This is a genomic window from Streptomyces sp. NPDC030165 (genome assembly GCF_055573595.1).
On sequence record NZ_JBVIBD010000002.1, the window covers coordinates 346,971 to 366,567 of the forward strand.

Sequence of the window (19,597 nt, forward strand, 5' to 3'; positions counted from 1 at the left end):
CGGGCCGAGGGCGCCGAACGGGTGGCCTTGGCCCCGTACGTCATCGCCCCCGGCCCCCCCCCCCCCCCCCCCCCCCCCCCCCCCCCCCCCTCCTCTCCCCCCCCCCCCCCCCCCCCCCCCCCCCCCCCCCCCCCCCCCCGCGCGCACGTCCGCTCGCCTTGTGTGTCCATTCCACTGCGCTGCGCGGACCTGGGATGGCAATCTGCTGAGCAGGAGAAAACAGCAGTACGGAGCCGGAGGTGCACGTCCCGTGGCGTCCAACATCAATCCCACCGTCCGGCGTCGCCGGCTGGGCCAGGAGCTGCGCAGGCTTCGCGAGCTGAAGGGCATGACGGCTGAGGAGGTCGCCGAGCGCCTGCTCGTGTCGCAGTCGAAGATCAGCCGGTTGGAGAACGGCCGCCGCAGCATCAGCCAGCGCGACGTCCGTGATCTGTGCGGGGTGTACGAGGTCGACGACCACCGGGTCGTCGATTCGCTGATGCAGATGGCCAAGGACTCCCGCCAGCAGGGCTGGTGGCACGCGTTCGGCGACATCCCGTACAGCGTCTACATCGGTCTGGAGACCGAGGCGGCGTCGCTGCGGGTGTACGAGTCGCTGCTCGTACCGGGCCTGTTGCAGACGCCCGGATATGCCGAGGCCGTCATTCCCGGCACGGTCCCGGAACTCACCCAGGAGCAGCTGGAGAAACGCATCCAGGTGCGGATGCGCCGCCAGGAGCGGGTCAACCACCCCGACAATCCGCTGCGCCTGTGGGTCGTCCTGGACGAAAGTGCGCTGCGCCGGGTCGTGGGCAGCCATCTGATCATGCGCGAGCAGCTCGACCACCTCGTGGAGGTCAGCAATCTGCCGCATGTGACGGTGCAGGTACTGCCGTACGACGCGGGCGCGCACGCCGGCATGTCGGGCACGTTCTCGATCCTGGAGTTCGACGACGCGGCGGATTCGAGCGTGGTCTACATCGAAGGTGTCACCAGCGATCTGTATCTGGAGAAGACCAATGACGTACACAAGTACACGATCATGTACGAGCATCTGCGGGCCCAGGCGCTGAGCGCGGACCAGAGCCGGGAGTTCATCGCCGCGGCGGCGAAGCGGCACGCGGACAGCATGGGCTGATGATGGCGCCAGAGTGGCTGAATTCCGGGTTCCGCAAGGAAGTCCGGCACCGTACACCGAGGCGCACTCGCTTGAAAAGAGATCAAGGAATATGCCATACGGATGGGTGAACTACTCCTGCCACCCGTGATGTTGGCGCGTAGCGTCGGGACTACCGAATCCGCGGCAACGCGGTGCACCTTAGAGCGAGTCGGAGTGAACATGGCCATTCAGCCCAATTCCGCATTTTCCTGGACGAAGTCGTCGTACTCCGGTGGCAATGGCGCCTGCGTCGAGGTCGCCGTACCGGCACCCGCCGCCATCGCGGTCCGTGACTCCAAGAACCCCGACGGCCCGCGTCTGACCTTCGAGACCTCCGCGTGGAGCACGTTCGTGGCGGGCGTGAGCAAAGGCGCGTACGACCTGACCTGAGCCGACCGGTTCCGGTGACCGCACACCGCATGACGAGCACCACCCCAGGGCCCTCTCGACTGGATCGCCGTCCCGGCCGAGGGGGCTCGGCCTTGCCCGTGGGCAGGGGCGCGGGGCGGCCCTGCCTCAGGGTCGGCGCCTCAGCGCAGTTCGTCCACGTACCGGTCGGTCCCGGGCACCGTCGGGACGAACGGCGCGACCAGCTCCACCCTCCCCAGCCCCGACGCAGCGACGTCCCCGGCCTCCCCGTCCGGCCCCGTGAACCACGGCTCCCAGCACGCCCGCGGGTCCTCCTGGAGGAACCACAGCAGCGTCAGCCGGGTGTCCACGCCCTCCACCTGCCGTACGTACGCCATCCGGTCCTCCGGAAGCGGCGTGGGCCGGAAGACGGTCACCATGGCCGCGGGCGAGCCCGCCAGCCGCCGCGGCAGCCGCTCGTCCACCAGCCACCGCAGCAGCGCGGCGCGGCCCGGTGCGTCCGCCGCGTCGATGACCTCGACGACCAGCCCGGCGTACGGATGGTCCAGGGCGTGGAAGTCGCGCGGGCCCCGGGCACCGTCCCGGTAGACGGTGGCCTGGTGGTCGTGGAAGGCCGTGAAGACGTGCGTACGGTCGTGGTGGATGCGGCCGTCGGCGTTCAGCCGCCGGTTGATGGCGACGGTCCACCGCATGTGGTCGTCGTAGCGCCCTTCGGTGATCCAGTACGTGGCGAGGTAGCAGCCCGCGGTGACCGGGCGGGCGACGGCGGAGCGGGCGGGGCGGCGCAGCAGCTGGAGGTCGCGGGTGGCGACCCAGCGGCGGCCCGCGAAGATCCAGGGCATCGCCATCGCGCCGGCCAGGTAGTGGTCGTCCTCGTACCAGCGGTTGTAGGTGTGCTCGTGGCCCGGGTGCGGCTCGACCAGGGTGATCAGCGCGTGCCCGGGGCGCACACCGTAGGGGCCGACGGCGGCCAGGCGGGCGTAGGTCCCGCCGCGGGTGTCCGGTTGCTCGTCCGTGCCGGGGTCATGGGTCATGACCCCCAGGTGTAGCTGACGGGGCGTCAGGCGGCGAGAGTCCCGGACAAGGTTCCGGCGGCTCCCCGGTACGCGAGATCCTCGCCCTGACCGACCGGCCCGAGGTCATATCCTTCGCGGGCGGGCTGCCGGCGGGCGAGCTGTCCGACACCGGCGACACCTCCGGGGCGGCGGACCTGCACACCTCCACCATCGACCAGGCCGCCGTCGCCCGGTACCTGGCGGGCCCCGGCCTCGACGCGCATCTGGAGCGGGTGCGCGGCGCCTACCGCGCACGGCGCGACGCCCTGGTGGACGGCCTGGGCGCGGCGCTGCCCGAGGGCTCGCGCTGGAACCGGCCGGACGGCGGGATGTTCGTCGGGGCGGCGATGCCCGCCGGGTAAGACGCGACGGCGCTGCCGCCCGAGGTGATCCGGCGCGACGTGGCGTACGTGCCCGGGGCGCCCTTCTGCGCGGGACCGGCCGACGCGGGGGCCGTGCGGCTGTCCTTCGTGACGCCTCCGCCGGAGGAGATCCAGGAGGGCCTGCTGCGTCCGGCGAAGACGCTGCGGGCGTAGCCATCATGGACGCGACACCCTAGCCTGACGAGTCGTCATATCCCTTCGGCCAGCCGGGAGGCGCGCATGCTGCTGCGGGACCAGACCGTCGTCGTATCAGGCGTGGGCGCCGGACTCGGTCACCAGGTGGCGGTGGCGTGCGTACGGGACGGCGCCTCGGTGGTGCTCGGTTCCCGTACGGAGTCCCGCCTCGCCGAGACGGCGGCGCGGGCCGACCCGTCCGGCGAGCGTGTGGCCTGGCGGGTGACGGACATCGCGGACGAGGAGCAGTGCGCCGCGCTGGCCGCGCTCGCCGCCGAGCGCTTCGGCGGCATCGACGCCGTCGTCCAGGTGGCCGCACTGGACTCGCACTTCGGCGGGCTGGCGGACGCCGACTTCGATGCCTGGCAGCGGGTCGTGGACATCAATCTGTTCGGCGCGCTGCGCATGACGCGCGCCTGCCTGCCGTCGATGACCGAGCGCGGCGGCGGGTCGGTCGTGCTGATCGGCACCCAGTCGTCGGTCGCCGCGCCGTCCGAGGTGCGGCAGGCGGCGTACGCGGCGTCCAAGGGCGCGCTGGTCTCGGCGATGTACGCGCTCGCGCGTGAGCTGGGGCCGCGCCGGATACGGGTCAACACCGTTCAGCCGGGCTGGATGTGGGGTCCGCAGGTCGAGGCGTACGTCCGGTACGCGGCGCACACCGAGGGCGTACCGGAGCGCGAGGTGCTGGACCGGCTCACCGCGCGAATGGCGCTGCCGGAGATGGCGACGGACGCCGATGTCGCGCAGACCGCGGTCTTCCTGGCGTCCGACCGGGCGCGGGCGATCACCGGCCAGTCGCTGTTGGTGAACGCCGGCGAGATCATGCGCTGACCCCCCGCCTTCTTCCCCCGCAAGGACGCGCTCGCGGAGAGGGGCGCTCAACGCGCCCTCCCCAGACCGAGGCAACACGAAATCGTTCGCCCAGCTGAGAGCAGTTCACATCTCTGACCATCGGCACCCTTGACCGGCCCTCGCCATGAACGGTTCAATCCCCGAAGTCCTCGCTCCCGCACGGGGGCGCCGCCCCGCGGACGTACGGCGACGTGTTTCCCCGTTCACAAGGCGGACCCCTGGAGGGGCCATGAACAGTCTCGACTGGGCCGTGCTCACCGGCTATTTCGGCGTGATGGTCGCGATCGGCGTGTGGTCCCACAAGCGCGTGGACGACGTGAGCGACTTCTTCACCGCCGGCGGTCGGATGCCGTGGTGGCTGTCCGGCATCTCGCACCACATGTCGGGCTACAGCGCGGTGATGTTCACCGGATACGCGGGCATCGCCTACCAGTACGGCGTCACGTCGTACGTCACCTGGTCGTTCCCCATCGCGGTCGGCATCGCCATCGGGGCCCGCCTCTTCGCCGGACGGCTGAACCGGCTGCGCTCGCGGCTGCACGTCGCTTCCCCGCTGGAGTACCTCAAGAGCCGCTACAACCTGCCCACCCAGCAGGCGCTCGCCTGGTCCGGCGTGCTGCTGAAGATCGTGGACGTGGGGGCCAAGTGGGCCGCGATCGCCACCCTCCTGTCCGTCTTCACCGGCCTCTCCCTCAACCAGGGCATCCTGATCACCGGTGTGGTCACCGGCGTCTACTGCACGGTCGGCGGCCTGTGGGCGGACGCGCTCACCGAACTCGGCCAGTTCGTGATCCAGTTGCTGGCGGGCGTGGCGATGCTGGTGACCGTGCTGGCCGAGCTGGGCGGCGTCAGCGCGCTGTGGACGGTGTGGGACCGGCTGCCGGACGGCCACACGCGGCCGACGGCCGGCCCGTACACGCCGGCGTTCCTGCTCGCGTACCTGTTCATCAAGACCTTCGAGTACAGCGGGGGGATGTGGAACCAGGCGCAGCGCTACATGGCCACCCGCAGCGCCCGCGAGGCGCGGCGCTCGGCGCGGCTGTCCGCCGCCCTGTGGTTCGTGTGGCCGGCGGTGCTCTTCTTCCCCATGTGGGTGGCGCCGCTCCTCGTGACGGCCGAGAAGCCGGACGCGTCCGACTCGTACGCCCTGCTCACCGGGCACCTGCTCCTGCACGGCCTGCTCGGCCTGGTCATCGTCGGATTCTTCTCGCACACGATGGCCATGTGCTCCTCCGACGCCAACGCCATCGCCGCCGTCTTCACCCGCGACATCGCGCCCGCGCTGCCGAAGCTGGGCGCGCGGGTCCGCACCTGGTCGCACCGGGCGGGCCTGCTGGCCGCGCGGCTGTCCACCGTCGCGTTCCTGGCCCTGTCGATGGCCATCGCCACCCAGGTCGACTCGCCGACGTTCAAGGACATCATCACCGTCGTCATCAAGTGGGTGGCCGGGCTGGTGGGGCCGATCTCCATCCCGTTCCTGCTGGGGATGGTGCCGCGCTTCCGCAGGTCGGGGCCGACCGCGGCGCTGGTGTCCTGGGCGGCGGGCCTGTTCGCCTTCTGGCTCACCAATTACGGGCTGTCCGGCGTCCAGCTCCAGATCCAGATCGTCGCGCCGGTGGCCACCTCGCTGGTCCTGTACGTCCTGATCGGCTTTGTCCGGCCGGAGGACACCCCGGAGCGGGACGCGCTGCTCGCCCGGATCAACTCCGGTGGCGACGAGGGCGGGGCCGGAGCCGGGGCCGGGGAGCGGACCGAAGGGGAGGACGGCGGCGGGCCCGGTGGTGCGGGCGCCGCCGCCCGTACGGTGGCCGGGCCGGTCGGCGGGCCCGGCCACCGTGCCACACCGGAGTGAGCGGGTACGGCCCGCCGGGGCGGTCTACTTCGTGTAACCGATCCGCTCGTAGACGATGTCGGACATGCCCTGGGCGCCGAGGTTGGCCAGGTTCTTCTTGGCCGCGGTGATCTCGGGGAGCTGGTAGGTGGGCAGCACGCCCGCCACCTGCCACGCCTCCGCGTCGGCCGCGTTGACGGCCTCCAGGGCGGCGGCCTGGCCGGGGCTGCGGCCGGCCTTGTCCAGCAGGTCGTCCAGTTTCGCGCTGCCGGTCTTGGAGTCGTTGCCGCCGCCGTCGCGGGTGTAGGTGTTGCTGGAGCCGGTCGCGGCGAACGGCGTACGGGAGTAGCTGTAGGGCGCCACGTCGAAGTCGCCCGGGGTCAGGTACTTGTCGAAGAACTCGTTGACCGGCACCGTCCGGATGTCCAGCTGGACGCCGACCTGGGCCCACATCTGGGTGAGGATGGTGGCCTCGTTCTTCGAGGCGGGCTGGCCGGTGGGGATCAGGAAGCGCAGCTTCAGCTCCTGGCCGCCCTTCTTGCGGACCTTGCCGCCGTCGAGTTTCCACCCGGCCTCGTCCAGCATCCGGCCGGCGGCCTTCGGGTCGTACGTGCCGAGGTCTCCGGCGTTGTTGCGGTAGCCCTTCTGGTTGGGCATGAGGAAGTGGTTGTCCAGCGGCTGCGCGTCCCAGTTGAGGCCCTTGACGCTGGACTTCACGAGCGTCTCGCGGTCGGTGGCCATGAACAGCGCCTTGCGCACCTTCGGGTCGCTGAGCCTGGGGCTTCGCCCGTTGAACGTCAGGTGCCGGTAATTGGGTCCGCCGGCCTCGCGGATCTCCCCCGACTTCACGCGCGACGCCTGCTTGAAGGCGGCGACGCCGGCGTTCAGGTCGAAGTAGTCGATCTCGCCGTTGGCGTAGGCGCCGGGCATCGACTCGGTCGTCATCGCATGGAAGACGATCTTGTCGAGCTTCGGCTTCTCACCCCACCACGCGGGGTCGGGCACCAGGGTGACGGTCTGCGCGGTCTTGTCGATGCCGCCGAGCTTGTACGCGTTGGCCGTGACCGGGATCTTGTTGAGGTACCCGGTGGTGAAGCCCTTGGCGTCGGCCATGTACTTCGCCGGGTACAGCGGGGTGTTGTTGGGCGCGCCGAACAGCGCGCGCCAGTCCGCGTACGGCTTGTCGAAGGTCAGCACGGCCTCGTGGTCGTCCTTGCCCCTGCGTACGGACGACACGTCCTCGTACCCGGCCGGCGCGCCGACCTTGTACGCCGGGTCCTCGCTGCTCATCGCCCGGACGTTGGCCTCCAGGTCCCGGTAGGTGACCGGAGTGCCGTCGGACCACTTCGCCTTGGGGTTCAGGTGGTACGTGACGACCTGCTTGCCGCCCTCCGTACGGTCCGCGGCGTCCAGCAGGAACGCCTTGTTCGGCACCTGCTCGCCGTTGGGCGCCGAGTGCCACAGTGACGGCAGCAGGGCCTCGATGACGGCGTTGGTGGCGGCCTGGTTGCCGTCCGTCTCCATCTCGTTGAACTGCACCGGGAACTGGTCGATCGCCCAGTTCAGCGTGCCGCCCTGCGTGAGCTGCGCCGGGTCGGTCCTGTTGATGTCCAGCGCGGTGGTCTTCGGCGCCTGCTTCGGCTTGCCGCCACCGCCCTCGTCGTCCGACCCGCCACACGCGGTCAGCGCCAGTGACGACACCACGACGGTGACGACGAGGGCGAGCGGAACTCTGGAGTGCTTCATTGCGGAGACGATCCCTTTCTCGACTGCACTGACGTAAACACAGGGCGGGCGCGGTGCGGGAGGTGTTCTTCAGCCTCCTCCGGGCGGGCCCGGGGCGGGCGGGGCGTACGAGGCGTGGTGGCAGGCCGCTTCGTGACCGGCCGGCGTGACGGGCCGGGGCAGCGGGTCGTCCTCCCGGCAGCGCCTCTGCTCCGGCGCGCCGAGCGTCGCGTACAGCGGGCAGCGGCCGCGGAACCGGCAGCCGGACGGCACGTCCGCCGGGCTCGGCAGGTCGCCGCTCAGCAGGACGCGGTTCCGCATCCGGGCCCGCTCCTTGCGCGGGTCGGGCAGCGGTACTGCGGACAGCAGGGCCCTCGTGTACGGGTGCGACGGCGACGCGAACACGTCCGCGGTGTCCCCCGTTTCGACGATGCGGCCCAGGTACATGACCGCGACACGGTCGGCACAGTGCCGCACGACGGACAGGTCGTGGGCGACGAGCAGGTAGCTCAGGCCCAGCCGGGCCTTCAACTCGTCCAGCAGGTTCAGCACGCCGGCCCGCACGGACACGTCGAGCGCGGAAACCGGCTCGTCCAGCACCAGCAGCCGCGGCTCCAGCGCCAGGGCCCGCGCGACGGCGATGCGCTGGCGCTGGCCGCCGCTGAACTCGCGCGGGTGGCGTCCGGCGTCCGCGGCCGCCAGCCCGACCGTCTCCAGCAGGGCGGGGACGCGGGCGGCGATCCGGTCCCGGGGCCAGCGGTGGGTCCGTAGCGGCTCGGCGAGGATGTCGCCGATCGGCATCCGCGGGTCCAGCGCGGCCGCCGGGTCCTGGAAGACGATCTGGAGGTCACGGCGCAGGGCCCGCCGCGCGGCGCGGTCCAGGTCCCGTACGTCCCGGCCGAAGAGGCGGACGGTGCCCACCTGCCCGGCCGCCAGGTCCATGATCTCCATCAGGGTGGTGGTCTTCCCGCAACCGGACTCACCGACCAGGGCGAGCGTCTCCCCCTCCCGTACGACGAGACTGATCCCGTCCACGGCCCGCACGGTGCCGACGGTGCGCTTGACGAACGTGCCCCGGGTGAGCGGGAAGTGCCTGACGAGACCGTCGATTTCGAGGACGGCGGGGCGGGGGGCGGATGGGGGCGGGGCGGGCGGCGTGGTTCCGGCCCGCCCCCCTTGGGTAACCCCCGGCCGGGGGGACGCATCCGTTCGATTCGCCCTCATAGGCGCGCGATCCGTACCCGGCGGGTCCGCTTCCGGGGCCGGCCCAGGCCCCGCTTCCGGGGGCGCCTCCCCCGGTCCCGCCGGCCCGCTCTCCCGCCTCGTGGACATTCCGCCGCCCGGCTCCTGGGACGTATCTCCCGCCCCGACTCCCCCCGCCGCCCCCGCAAAGATCTCCGCCCGCGGCAGCGCCCCCGTCGCGATCTCCTCGCTGCGGTGGCAGGCGGCGGCGTGCCCGCTGCCCACGGCCGGGGCCGGGGCGGGTTCCGTTTCGTGGCAGGGGGCGACGGCGGCGGGGCAGCGTGGTGCGAACGGGCAGCCGGGCGGCAGCACCGCGAGGGACGGCGGGGTGCCGTGGACGGGTACGAGCGGTACGCCCGTAGGGCCGTCCAGCCGGGGCGTGGCGCCCAACAGGCCGACGGTGTACGGCATCCGGGGCCGGTAGTAGATCTCGTCGACCGTCCCGGACTCCACCGGCCGTCCCGCGTACATGACCTGCACGCGGTCGGCGAACCCGGCGACCACCCCCAGGTCGTGGGTGATCAGCACGACCGCGGCACCGGTCACCTCCCGGGCGGTCCGCAGGACGTCCAGGACCTGTGCCTGGATGGTGACGTCCAGGGCGGTGGTCGGCTCGTCCGCGACGATGACCCGCGGGTCGTTGGCGATGGCCATGGCGATCACCGCGCGCTGTCGCATCCCGCCGGAGAACTCGTGCGGGAAGGCGTCGGCGCGGCGGTGCGGGTCGGGGATGCCGACGAGGCCGAGGAGTTCGACGGCGCGGGCCCGTGCGGCCTTGCGGCCGAGGTCCTGGTGGATGCGGAGCGCTTCGACGAGTTGGCTGCCGACGCTGTAGACGGGCGTGAGGGCGGACAGCGGGTCCTGGAAGACCATGCTGATGCCGTTGCCGCGGATGCCGGACAGCGCGGCGTCGCCGAGGCCGAGCAGTTCCCGGCCGTCCAGCTCGACCGAACCCCGTACGTCGGTGCCGTCCGGCAGCAGCCCCAGTACGGCCTGCGCGGCAGCCGACTTGCCCGAGCCGGACTCCCCGACGATGCCGAGCACCTCGCCGGGCCGTACGGCGTAGCTCAGGCCGCGTACAGCGTGCACGGGGCCGCTCTCGCCGGGGAAGGTGACGTGCAGATCGGTCACCTGGAGGGCGGGGCGGGCGGCCGCTGCGTCCGGGGTGACGGTGGCGCGCTGTCCGGTCACCGGCGGCGGCCCTCCGTAGCGGCACCAGCGAGGTGTCCGGGCTTCCTGCGACCCTTGGCGCGCGCCTGCGCCCCCGCCGCGTCGGGGTCCAGCGCGTCCCGCAGCCCGTCGCCGATGAAGGCGAGGGAGACGCCGATGAGGACCAGGCACCCGGCGGGGAAGAAGAACAGCCAGGGGTAGCTCGCGGCCATGTTGGTGTTGTCGGCGATGACCGTGCCGAGCGACACGTCCGGCGGCTGCACCCCGAACCCGAAGTACGACAGCCCGCTCTCCCCGATGACCGCCGCCCCGGCCTGGATCACCGCTTCGATGATCAGCAGCGACGCCATGTTGGGCAGGATGTGCCGGAAGACGATCACCGGCCCGGGTACGCCCATGTAGCGGGCGGCCTTGACGTACTCGCGTTCCTTGAGCGTGAGGGTCACGCTGCGGACCACCCGTCCGGTGATCATCCAGCTGAAGGCCGCCAGCAGGACGACGAAGACCGGCCAGCCGGAACCGCGGACCAGCGGCGACAGCACGGCGACGACCAGGAACGCGGGCATCACCAGCAGCAGGTCGACGCACCCCGTCAGCACGCGGTCGGTCCAGCCGCCGAAGTATCCGGCGAAGGCGCCCACCACGGCCGACAGGAGGGTGGACACCACGCCCACGAGGAGGCCGATGACCAGCGACTTCTGGAGTCCGCGCAGGGTGAGCGCGTACAGGTCCAGGCCGCTTTGGGTGGTGCCCCACCAGTGCTCGGCGGACGGCCCGGAGAGGAAGTTGAGGAAGTCGTGGGTGCGGTGGTCCCAGGGGCTCAGCAGCGGGCCCGCGTACGCGGCGAGGAAGAGCAGGACGAGCATCGCCAGGCCGGCCAGCGCGAGCCGGTTGCGCGCGAAGCGGCGGGCGGTGCGACGGGCGCGCGAGGGGCGGTGGTGGCGGCTGCCGGGCGTGAGGCAGGTCCGCGACGTACGGCCGGCCCGTCCCTGCGTACGGCCGCCGCCCGGGGTGCGCATCACCGCACCCGTACGCGGGGGTCCAGGGCCGCGTACAGGAGGTCCGAGAGCAGCCCCGCGGCCAGCACGAGTACGGCGGTGAACAGGCCGACCGCGGCGACCGCGTTGACGTCCTGTCCGGCGACCGCGTCGACGAGCAGTTCGCCCATGCCGTGCCAGCCGAAGGTCTTCTCGACGAAGGTGGCACCGGCGAAGAGCAGCACGATGTTGTAGACCAGCAGCGGGACGACCGGCAGGACGGCCGTGCGCAGTCCGTGCCGTACCAGCGCGGGACGGCGGCGCAGGCCCTTGGCGCGGGCGGTGCGCAGGAAGTCGGCGCCGAGCACGTCCAGCATGGTGTTGCGCTGGTAGCGGCTGTAGAGGGCGACCTGCACGATGATCAGCGTCAGGGCGGGCAGCAGCATGTGCTGGGCGCGGTTGAACAGGGCGGCGGGGTCCCACCGGCCGGCGTACTGCGCGTCGTACTCCCCGAGGACCTTGATCGTCTGCGTACCGTCGTTGAGGGCGGTGGCACCGATCTTGAGCGCGACGCCGATCACGAACACCGGCATCGCCAGCACGAAGAACGAGGCAAGGGTGGATAACCGGTCGAAGAACCGGTACTGCCGGATCGCGCCGTACGCGCCGACGGCGACGCCGAGGGCCGAACCGGCGAACGTGGCCAGGAGCAGCAGCCGGGTACTGACGCCGACCCGGCGGCCGAAGTCGTCGTTGAGCGAGTCGCCGGCCAGGGTCCGGCCGAGGTCGCCGTGGACGACGTCACCGGCCCAGCGTGCGAAGCGGGTCACCACCGAGGTGTCCGGGTTCATGTTGACGTCGTCGAGGGTCCGGGTGACGGCGGCCTCGGGCAGCGGCGGGTTGCGGTTCTCGAACCGGGCCCGCGGGTTCAGGCTCAGCCCGGCGAGGAAGTACGTCAGGGACGCCGCCACGATCACCAGAACCAGGTAACCGGCCAGCCTGCGCAGCAGGTAGCGGCCCATGCTGTCTCTCCCCCTCGTACGTTCCGGCACGGACCGCCCGCGGCCCCCTGGGCTGTTCTCGCATGCCCGGGGCGGGTTTGTCGACCAAGCCTCCCCCAAAGCGGGACGAGGCGAATGGGGGTGGGGGGTGGGGGAGTTCGGCTCTTTTGGGGCGGGGGAGGTGGGCGGGGCGGGGGAGGTGGGCGGGGTGGGGCGGCGTGGTTCCGGTGCGCCGGCCCCGGGTAACCCCCTGCTGGGGGGACGGATCCGTTCGATTCGCCCTGTAGGCGCGTGATTCGGGCTCACGGCACCCATCGCCCGCCCCCGCCCCGGGCCCCCACACCAGGCCCCAAGCCCAGGCCTCACACCCAGCCCCGCCCCCGAACCTCACGCCCAGCCCCCCCCAGGCTCGCCCCGGACCCTCAAGCCCGCGGATACCGCTCCAGCCACCCCGGCGCGGAGTTCCCGGACCCGTGCAGCGCCGGGCCCTGTGTCATCTCCATGGCGAAGTCGTCGGCGAGCTGGAGGATCGTCGCCCGGCCCTCCAGTTCGGCCAGCCACACGGGCGGCAGCGCCGTCTCGCCGTGCAGTGTGCCCAGGAGGTTGCCGCAGATGGCGCCGGTGGAGTCGCTGTCGCCACCGTGGTTGACCGCCAGCAGCAGGCCGTGCCGGACGTCCTCGGCGACCAGCGCGCAGTACACGCCGATCGCCAGGGCCTCCTCGGCGGTCCAGCCCTCGCCGAGCGACTCCACGCGGGCGGCCGTGGGCATTCCCTGCCGTACGGCGCCCAGCGCTTGCTTGAGCGCCTCGCCGGTCTCCTCGTGGCCCGGCCGGGTGGCCAGGTGGGCCAGGGACTTCTGTACGGCGCCGTCCAGGTCCTCGCCGCGGGCCAGCGAGTGGGTGATCACCGCCATGGCGCCGGCCGCGAGGTATCCGGTCGGGTGGCCGTGTGTCTGGGCGGCGCACTCGACGGCGAGCTGGAAGACGAGCTGCGGCTCCCAGCCGACCAGCAGCCCGAACGGCGCCGACCGCATCACCGCGCCGCAGCCCTTGGAGTCGGGGTTCTTGGGCTGCTCCAGGGTGCCCATACGGTCGTCGCCGAGCCCGGACAGGCAGGCCCGGCCGGGCGCCCGCTGCGCGTACAGCCACTCCTCGCGCGCCAGCCACCCGTCGTCCTTCTTGCGCTCGTCGGGGCCCCAGTCGCGCTGGGTGGCGGCCCAGCGCAGGTACGCGCGGTGCACGTCGGTGGGCGGGTGCCAGGCGCCGGTGTCGCGCCGTACCTGGGCCCGGATCAGGCCGTCGACGGTGAACAGGGTCATCTGGGTGTCGTCGGTGACGGTGCCGCGCCGCCCGAAGGCCGGTACGTAGTCGGTCACGCCGTCCTGGCCGTGGGCCTCGCGGATCGCGTCCAGCGAGCTGAACTCGATGCCCGCGCCGAGCGCGTCGCCGATCGCCCCGCCCAGCAGGCAGCCCCGTACCCGGCTGCGGAAGTCCTGCTGTTCGGCCCGGCCCCAGATGGCCGTGCCCCCTGCCGCTGCGCTCACTCTCGTCCCTCCCCGTGGCCCGCCACTTCCCTTACGGGGCCCTTATGCTCCCCCGCCGCAGCACTGTAATCGACCAAGAACTGTCAACTCCGGGCAAGGAACGCTATGCGAACAGTCACCCCGGAGGAGGCTTTTGATCACGACGGTCCCGATCAGCACAGTCGTGCCCCCTGCGTACCGAGGCCATACGACCGGTGCGCCGTGGGAATGCTCCTCCCATGCCCGACTTCGAGTGGGACCGCACCGCCATGGCCGCCGTGGCCTGCGCCCTGGCCGGTGACAGCGACGGCGCCGTGGAACTCCTCCGGCCGCTCTCCCAGCGCGACGTGTGCCAGATCACCGTCCGGCTCGCCGCGATGGCCGCCGACGCGCTCATCTCCGCCGCCGAGGACACCGGCGGCGACCGCGCGGAGGCGCTGGCACAGTGGCAGCAGTGCATCCTCCAGCACGAGGCGGAGGCGGAGTCGGGGGACGGGTGAGGGCGTACGGCACGGTCACGAGGGCCCCGGGCGTACCTCCGCCATCCTCCGCAGGAGCACGCGGCGGAGCGCCTCCAGTTGCCCGGCGGCCGTTGCGTCCCGCTCCGGCCACAGGGCCGTCAGCTCCCGCAGCGCGAACTCCGCGTCGGCCAGGTGCTCCCAAGGGGCTCCGGCGCCGAGCAGGCCGGTGAGCACGGTGTGGGCGCCGGGCCAGTCCGCGAGGGCGCAGCGGGTGGTGATCGCCGCGGCGGCGGGACTCGTCAGGTCGTCGTCGGCCGACGGCCGGGACGCAACGTCCCGCAGGGCCTCCCCGGTGGGCGCGGAGTCCCGTAGCGCCTCCCAGGCGGGCGCGGAACCCCGTACCCCGTTCACCGCGGCGGCGAGCAGCGCGGCCTCGTACCGGACCGGCAGCCCGTCCGGCACGAGGGCCGAGGCCGCCCCGACGGCTTCGCGTGCCGCGTCGAAGCGTCCCGCGCGGCGCAGGCACCCGGCCCGCCCGGCCAGGAAGGCGGCCCGGGCCACGTCCGAGACACCGGTCCCGTCCGCGTCGGCCAGGGCCTTGCCGTAATCGGCGAGCGCTTCTTCGTCCGCCCCCAGCAGCTGATGTGCCTTGGCCCGGCGGGCGAAGAGCCAGGGGTGGGCCGACTCCAGGGCGACGACCCGGCCGAAGGCCGCCACCGCCTCCGCGAGCCTCCCCGCGAGGAGCGCGACCCTTCCCCGGGCCCCGGCGGCCCACGCGTACGACGGGTTGACGGCCAGCGCCCGGTCCAACTCCGCGAGGGCCTGCGGATACCGACCCATCGCGCAGTAGGTCATGCCCATCTCAGCCATCGCCCAGGCGTACTCCGGACGCATTTCGATGGCGCGCTCCAGCCCCGTCAGCGCCGCCTCGTAACGCCCCAGGTGCCGCAGGCAGACGGCGCGGCTGCCGTGGGCGGAAACGTGCCGCGGGTCCAGCTCCAGAGCCCGGTCGAACACGGTCAGCGCATGCTCATGGCGGCCCATGAGCCGGTTGGCCTCGCCCAGTTGGAAAGCCGCGGCCGCATGACCCGGTTCCAGGTCCAGGGCACGGGCGAAGTCCTCGGCGGCGTGCTCGAAGTCGCGCCGGTAGCGGTGCGTCAGACCGCGGCCGACCAGCGCGCGTACGTCGTCCGGTGCCAGCTCCAGGCACCGTCCGAAGTCGGCGAGCGCCTCCTGCCAGCGTTCTGCCATGCGGTGTTCGCGGCCGCGTACGTGGTGGATCGCCACCTGTTCCGGCGCGCCGAGGCCGGGCCGGTTGAGCAATGCCGTCAGGGCCCGCTCCAGGCCGTCCGCCCCGTCGAGGGCGTCCGTCAGCCGCGCACCCCAGCCACGTACCCCGGCCGCGTCCCCGTCCTCCCCCGCCTGCCGGATGGTCTCCGCGACCAGGCGTACGGCGACGGGGGCGTGCTCGGCCGTGGTCACCACCTCGGACAGCGCCTCGGACAGGAATGCCCGCGGGTCGGCGCACAGCGAGTGGTAGAGCTCCCTCGACCGGAGCTCCCGCCACCGTCCGTCCCACCGGCACTCGTCCGGCCCCCGCCCGCCCGCGTACTCCTCCCGCCCCCGCCGAGCCGCCTCCGCCAGCCGCCGGTGCCGCTCGGCCCAGGCGCGCGGCGAGCGGCGGCGCTGGAGGCGGAGCATCGCCGTACGGACCACCTCGTGGTACTGCCACCGGCCGCCGCGGCCGGTGACGAACGGCAGCGCGCACAGCCACCCGAAGTGGTCGGCGGCCTCGGCGTCGACCGCCTCGCGGTACACGTCCTCGTCCAAGTGGCGCGGCAGGGCTGCCGCCAGCGCGGCTTCTCTGCGTACGGGGTCGGTCTCCCATTTCAGGAAACGTTCGACGGCGGTGTCGCTCGGGTCGTCGACGGCCTCCACCGCGTGCGGCCGGCTCTCGGCCAGGGTGGACAGCAGGACCGGCAGGCGGCCGGTCAGCCGCAGGATCACCTCGACGGTCTCCGCGTCGGTGACGTCCCGGGCCGACAGGAACTGCCGGGCCTCGGCCTCCGTGAAGGCGTCCAGCGGCACGTCCGTGACGTGTTCGAGGTGGTCGGCCCAGCAGCTCCGGTCCAGCGCGTCGCGCCCCGCGAGGACGACCATGACGTTCGGCGCCAGCGGCCCGTAGCGGTCGCTGAACAGGACGTCCCGCAGCCAGGTGTCCAGGAGCGGGCCGGTCGCCTCGTACGTGTCGAAGAAGAGCGCCAGTACGGGCACGGCGTCGGCGGCGTCGCCCAGCTCCCGTACGAAGACCGGGGTCAGTACCTCGGCCGGGGACAGCACCAGCCGTGCCTCGTCGTGGTTGCGCAGCCGCGCGCCGATCCGGCCGCGCAGCCGGTCGGCGCCGCGGGCGACCTGGGTGGTGTCCACCGCGCCGGCGAAGGGGCCGACGCCCGGGATCAGGCCCATGCCCGCCACGCCCGCCCTGGCCACGATCATGCTGCCGGCCGAGGGCGGCGCCTCGTCGCCCGGCCCGTCCGGCCCGGCGAGCGCCGCCTCGGCCTCGTGCCGCCGCTCCCGGTAGGTGGCCAGCAGCTTGTCGAAGGACTTCAGCGGGCTGCCCTGGCGGCCCAGCCGGGCGCTGATCTCGGCCATCACCTCCGGGACGCCGTGCACCGAGTCGTCCGTGTACACGGTCAGCGCGCCCAGCTCCCGTGTCATCTGCTCGAAGCGCCGGACCAGGGAGGTCTTGCCGACGCCGCCCTGGCCGTGCAGATGGTGGAGGAAGCGGAAGTCCGGGTCGGCCGGGTCGCGGGCGAGGTTGGCCCGGAACGCGGCCAGTTCGCCGTCGCGGCCGACGAAGCCGTCCTGGTGCCGGGCCCGGATCAGCTCCTGGCGCGAGAGCCGCCTGCGGTCCACCGCTCACCTCCCGGTCCCGCGCTCCCCCGGCGGGCCTCCGGGCACAACCGTAGCGGGATACGGCCACGCCCGGCCCCTCGTTACTCCACCACCGGCAGCAACTCCGGCAGATGTCCGTCCGACGCCAGCGCCGCCGCCTCCCGCTCCGCCGCCACCGGACCGTACGTCGTCGTGCGGGCGCGCGACGGGCGGCCCGCGGCGTCCGCGATGGCGACCAGGTCCTGGACGGAGCGGTACGAGCCGTAACTGGAGCCCGCCATACGGGAGATGGTCTCCTCCATGAGCGTGCCGCCGAGGTCGTTGGCGCCCGAGCGCAGCATTTCGGCGGCGCCCTCCGTACCCAGCTTGACCCAGCTCGTCTGGATGTTGGGGATGTGCGGGTGCAGCAGGACGCGGGCCATCGCCGTCACGGCGCGGTTGTCGCGGGTGGTCGGGCCGGGCCGGGCGATGCCGGCCAGGTAGACCGGCGCGTTGGTGTGGATGAACGGCAGCGTCACGAACTCGGTGAACCCGCCGGTCTCCTGCTGGATCTCGGCGAGCAGCCGCAGGTGGCCGAGCCAGTGCCGGGGCTGGTCGACATGGCCGTACATCATCGTCGAGGACGAGGGGATGCCCAGCTCATGGGCGGTCTTGATGACCTCGACCCAGGTGGCGGTGGGCAGCTTGCCCTTGGTCAGCACCCAGCGGACCTCGTCGTCGAGGATCTCGGCGGCGGTGCCCGGGATGGTGTCCAGGCCGGCGGCCTTGGCCTCGCTCAGCCACTCGCGGATGGACAGGCCGGTGCGCGTCGCGCCGTTGACGACCTCCATGGGTGAGAAGGCGTGGACGTGCATCCCGGGGACGCGTTCCTTGACGGCGCGCGCGATGTCGAAGTACGCGGTGCCGGGCAGGTCGGGGTGGATGCCGCCCTGCATGCAGACCTCGACCGCGCCCACGTCCCAGGCCTGCTGGGCGCGGTCGGCGACCTGGGAGAGGGAGAGGGTGTACGCGTCGGCGTCCGTGCGGCGCTGGGCGAAGGCGCAGAAACGGCAGCCGGTGTAGCAGACGTTGGTGAAGTTGATGTTGCGGGTGACGATGTACGTGACGTCGTCACCGACCGCGGCGCGGCGCAGGTCGTCGGCGATGCCGCAGAGCGCGTCCAGCGCCGGACCGTCGGCGTGCAACAGGGCCAGCGCCTGGTCGTCGGCGAGCTTGGTGGGGTCGTCGGCAGCCTGCGCCAGGGCGGCCCGGACGTCCGTGTCGATGCGCTCGGGCGCCATGCCGGGGGCCGCGGCCTCGCGCAGCGCGTCCCAGTCGCCGTACACCTCGTCGAAATCGTCGCGCCGGTCGGCCGTCCGCCCGTCCGTGTCGATGGTGCGGTGCAGGTCCGTACGGCCCGCGGAACTCATCGAGAAGCCCTCGTCGGGCTCCTGCCAGGGGCGGCCCTCGACCACGGCGTCCTTGCGGGCGAGGCCGGTCTCCGGGTCGGCCAGGGCGCGGACGTGCGGCAGCAGGCGCGGGTCGAGCCAGGGCTCGCCGCGCTGCACGTACTCCGGGTAGACGGCGAGCCGTTCGCGCAGCTCGAAGCCCGCGGCGGCGGACTTCTCGGCCAGCTCCTCGATCTGCGGCCAGGGGCGCTCGGGGTTGACGTGGTCGATCGTCACCGGGGAGACGCCGCCCCAGTCATCGATGCCCGCGTCGATGAGCAGCGCGTACTCGGAGTCGACCAGGTTGGGGGGCGCCTGGAGGCAGCCGGACGGGCCGAGGATGTGCCGGGCGACGGCCACGGTGGCGGCCAGCTCCTCCAGCTCGGCGTCCGGCATGCCGCCCATGGCCGTACCCGGCTTGGCGCGGAAGTTCTGCACGATGACTTCCTGGATGCCGTGGTACGCGCGCTGCACCTTGCGCAGCGCGAACAGCGACTCGGCGCGCTCCTCGTAGGTCTCGCCGATGCCGATGAGCAGCCCGCTCGTGAACGGCACGTTGGAGCGCCCGGCGTCCTCCAGGACGCGCAGCCGCACGGCCGGCTCCTTGTCGGGGGATCCGTAGTGCGGGCCGCCGGGCTCGCTCCACAGGCGTTCGGCGGTGGTCTCCAGCATCATGCCCATCGACGGGGCGACCGGCTTGAGCGTCTGGAAGTCCGTCCACGACAGCACGCCCGGGTTCAGGTGGGGCAGCAGCCCCGTCTCCTCCAGGATGCGGATCGCGATGGACCGCACGTACGCGATCGTGGAGTCGTACCCCTCGGCCTCCAGCCACTCGCGCGCCTCGGGCCAGCGCTCCTCCGGCTTGTCGCCGAGCGTGATCAGCGCTTCCTTGCAGCCCAGTTCGGCGCCGCGGCGGGCGATGTCCAGCACCTCGTCGGGGGACATGAACATGCCGTGGCCGGCGCGGCGCAGCTTGCCGGGGACGGTCACGAACGTGCAGTAGTGGCACTTGTCCCGGCACAGGCGCGTCAACGGGATGAACACGCTTTTGGAGTACGTGATGACACCCGGCCGCCCGGCGGCCTCCAGGCCCGCGTCACGCACCCGGGCCGCGGACGCGCACAGGTCCCGCAGGTCGTCGCCGCGCGCCTGGAGCAGCACCGCCGCCTCACCGACGTCGAGCGCGACACCGTCGCGGGCGCGCTTGAGGGCGCGGCGCATGGCGTTGGCGGTGGGAGCGGTGGCGGAAGAGGGCGTGCCGGTGGGGACCGCCACCCGGTCCGTCCCCTGCCCGGGTACCTGCGCGCTGCTAGTCATCCAACGAGCATACGAGCGAGCACCGGCAGTGCCGCCGACCGGACGGCCTGGGGCGGT

The 19,597-nt window shown here is 72.6% G+C and carries 14 protein-coding genes and 1 pseudogene; 6 read left to right on the top strand and 9 right to left on the bottom strand.

Annotated elements, in window-relative coordinates:
- The first annotated feature begins 250 nt into the window (after positions 1 to 250).
- Together ACZ4Z1_RS04790 and ACZ4Z1_RS04795 are read left to right on the top strand one after the other, a co-directional pair.
- Positions 251 to 1,117, top strand: coding sequence for a helix-turn-helix domain-containing protein (locus ACZ4Z1_RS04790; RefSeq protein ID WP_468485138.1), 867 nt, complete (start codon positions 251 to 253; stop codon positions 1,115 to 1,117).
- A gap of 201 nt (positions 1,118 to 1,318) precedes the next feature.
- Positions 1,319 to 1,528, top strand: coding sequence for a DUF397 domain-containing protein (locus ACZ4Z1_RS04795; protein WP_468485139.1), 210 nt, complete (start codon positions 1,319 to 1,321; stop codon positions 1,526 to 1,528).
- Positions 1,529 to 1,668: 140 nt separating this feature from the next.
- Here the strand turns inward: ACZ4Z1_RS04795 and ACZ4Z1_RS04800 are convergent, their stop codons facing one another.
- Together ACZ4Z1_RS04800 and ACZ4Z1_RS04805 are read right to left on the bottom strand one after the other, a co-directional pair.
- Entirely contained in the window at positions 1,669 to 2,541 is an 873-nt protein-coding gene (locus ACZ4Z1_RS04800) for a hypothetical protein (protein WP_468485140.1), read from the bottom strand.
- Positions 2,542 to 2,567: 26 nt separating this feature from the next.
- The gene (locus tag ACZ4Z1_RS04805; RefSeq protein ID WP_468485141.1) at positions 2,568 to 2,786 is read right to left on the bottom strand and encodes a hypothetical protein; all 219 of its coding nucleotides are present in this window, start codon (positions 2,784 to 2,786) and stop codon (positions 2,568 to 2,570) included.
- Between ACZ4Z1_RS04805 and ACZ4Z1_RS04810 the strand changes: the two are divergent.
- The 3 genes and pseudogenes from ACZ4Z1_RS04810 to ACZ4Z1_RS04820 all read left to right on the top strand — a co-directional run.
- Positions 2,709 to 3,098, top strand: a pseudogene (locus tag ACZ4Z1_RS04810) (PLP-dependent aminotransferase family protein); the annotation flags it as partial. The gene ACZ4Z1_RS04805 and the pseudogene ACZ4Z1_RS04810 sit on opposite strands and share 78 nt — an antisense overlap.
- A gap of 66 nt (positions 3,099 to 3,164) precedes the next feature.
- Positions 3,165 to 3,950, top strand: a complete 786-nt coding sequence (locus ACZ4Z1_RS04815; RefSeq protein ID WP_468485142.1) for an SDR family oxidoreductase — start codon at positions 3,165 to 3,167, stop codon at positions 3,948 to 3,950.
- 250 nt (positions 3,951 to 4,200) lie between these two features.
- A complete protein-coding gene (locus ACZ4Z1_RS04820) occupies positions 4,201 to 5,823 on the top strand; it encodes a sodium:solute symporter family protein (RefSeq protein ID WP_468485143.1) in 1,623 nt (540 codons plus the stop codon).
- 24 nt (positions 5,824 to 5,847) lie between these two features.
- Here the strand turns inward: ACZ4Z1_RS04820 and ACZ4Z1_RS04825 are convergent, their stop codons facing one another.
- From ACZ4Z1_RS04825 to ACZ4Z1_RS04845, 5 genes are all read right to left on the bottom strand, one after another.
- On the bottom strand, positions 5,848 to 7,548 hold the full coding sequence (locus ACZ4Z1_RS04825) for an ABC transporter family substrate-binding protein (protein WP_468485144.1): 1,701 nt from the start codon (positions 7,546 to 7,548) through the stop codon (positions 5,848 to 5,850).
- 69 nt (positions 7,549 to 7,617) lie between these two features.
- Entirely contained in the window at positions 7,618 to 9,960 is a 2,343-nt protein-coding gene (locus tag ACZ4Z1_RS04830) for a dipeptide ABC transporter ATP-binding protein (protein ID WP_468485145.1), read from the bottom strand.
- Positions 9,957 to 10,958 carry an ABC transporter permease gene (locus tag ACZ4Z1_RS04835; protein WP_468485146.1) on the bottom strand — a complete coding sequence of 334 codons (1,002 nt, stop codon included), beginning with the start codon at positions 10,956 to 10,958 and terminating at the stop codon, positions 9,957 to 9,959. Before ACZ4Z1_RS04835 ends, ACZ4Z1_RS04830 begins: the two co-directional genes overlap by 4 nt.
- Positions 10,958 to 11,938, bottom strand: a complete 981-nt coding sequence (locus tag ACZ4Z1_RS04840; RefSeq protein WP_468485147.1) for an ABC transporter permease — start codon at positions 11,936 to 11,938, stop codon at positions 10,958 to 10,960. Before ACZ4Z1_RS04840 ends, ACZ4Z1_RS04835 begins: the two co-directional genes overlap by 1 nt.
- 401 nt (positions 11,939 to 12,339) lie before the next feature.
- Positions 12,340 to 13,461, bottom strand: a complete 1,122-nt coding sequence (locus ACZ4Z1_RS04845; RefSeq protein WP_468485148.1) for an ADP-ribosylglycohydrolase family protein — start codon at positions 13,459 to 13,461, stop codon at positions 12,340 to 12,342.
- A gap of 218 nt (positions 13,462 to 13,679) precedes the next feature.
- On the opposite strand from ACZ4Z1_RS04845, the gene ACZ4Z1_RS04850 reads away from it, so the two are divergent.
- A complete protein-coding gene (locus tag ACZ4Z1_RS04850; RefSeq protein ID WP_468485149.1) occupies positions 13,680 to 13,940 on the top strand; it encodes a hypothetical protein in 261 nt (86 codons plus the stop codon).
- A 15-nt stretch (positions 13,941 to 13,955) separates the two neighbouring features.
- Here the strand turns inward: ACZ4Z1_RS04850 and ACZ4Z1_RS04855 are convergent, their stop codons facing one another.
- Positions 13,956 to 16,817, bottom strand: coding sequence for a tetratricopeptide repeat protein (locus ACZ4Z1_RS04855; RefSeq protein WP_468485150.1), 2,862 nt, complete (start codon positions 16,815 to 16,817; stop codon positions 13,956 to 13,958).
- Between the two features lie 80 nt (positions 16,818 to 16,897).
- The gene (locus ACZ4Z1_RS04860; RefSeq protein ID WP_468485151.1) at positions 16,898 to 19,540 is read right to left on the bottom strand and encodes a bifunctional FO biosynthesis protein CofGH; all 2,643 of its coding nucleotides are present in this window, start codon (positions 19,538 to 19,540) and stop codon (positions 16,898 to 16,900) included.
- Positions 19,541 to 19,597 lie beyond the last annotated feature (57 nt).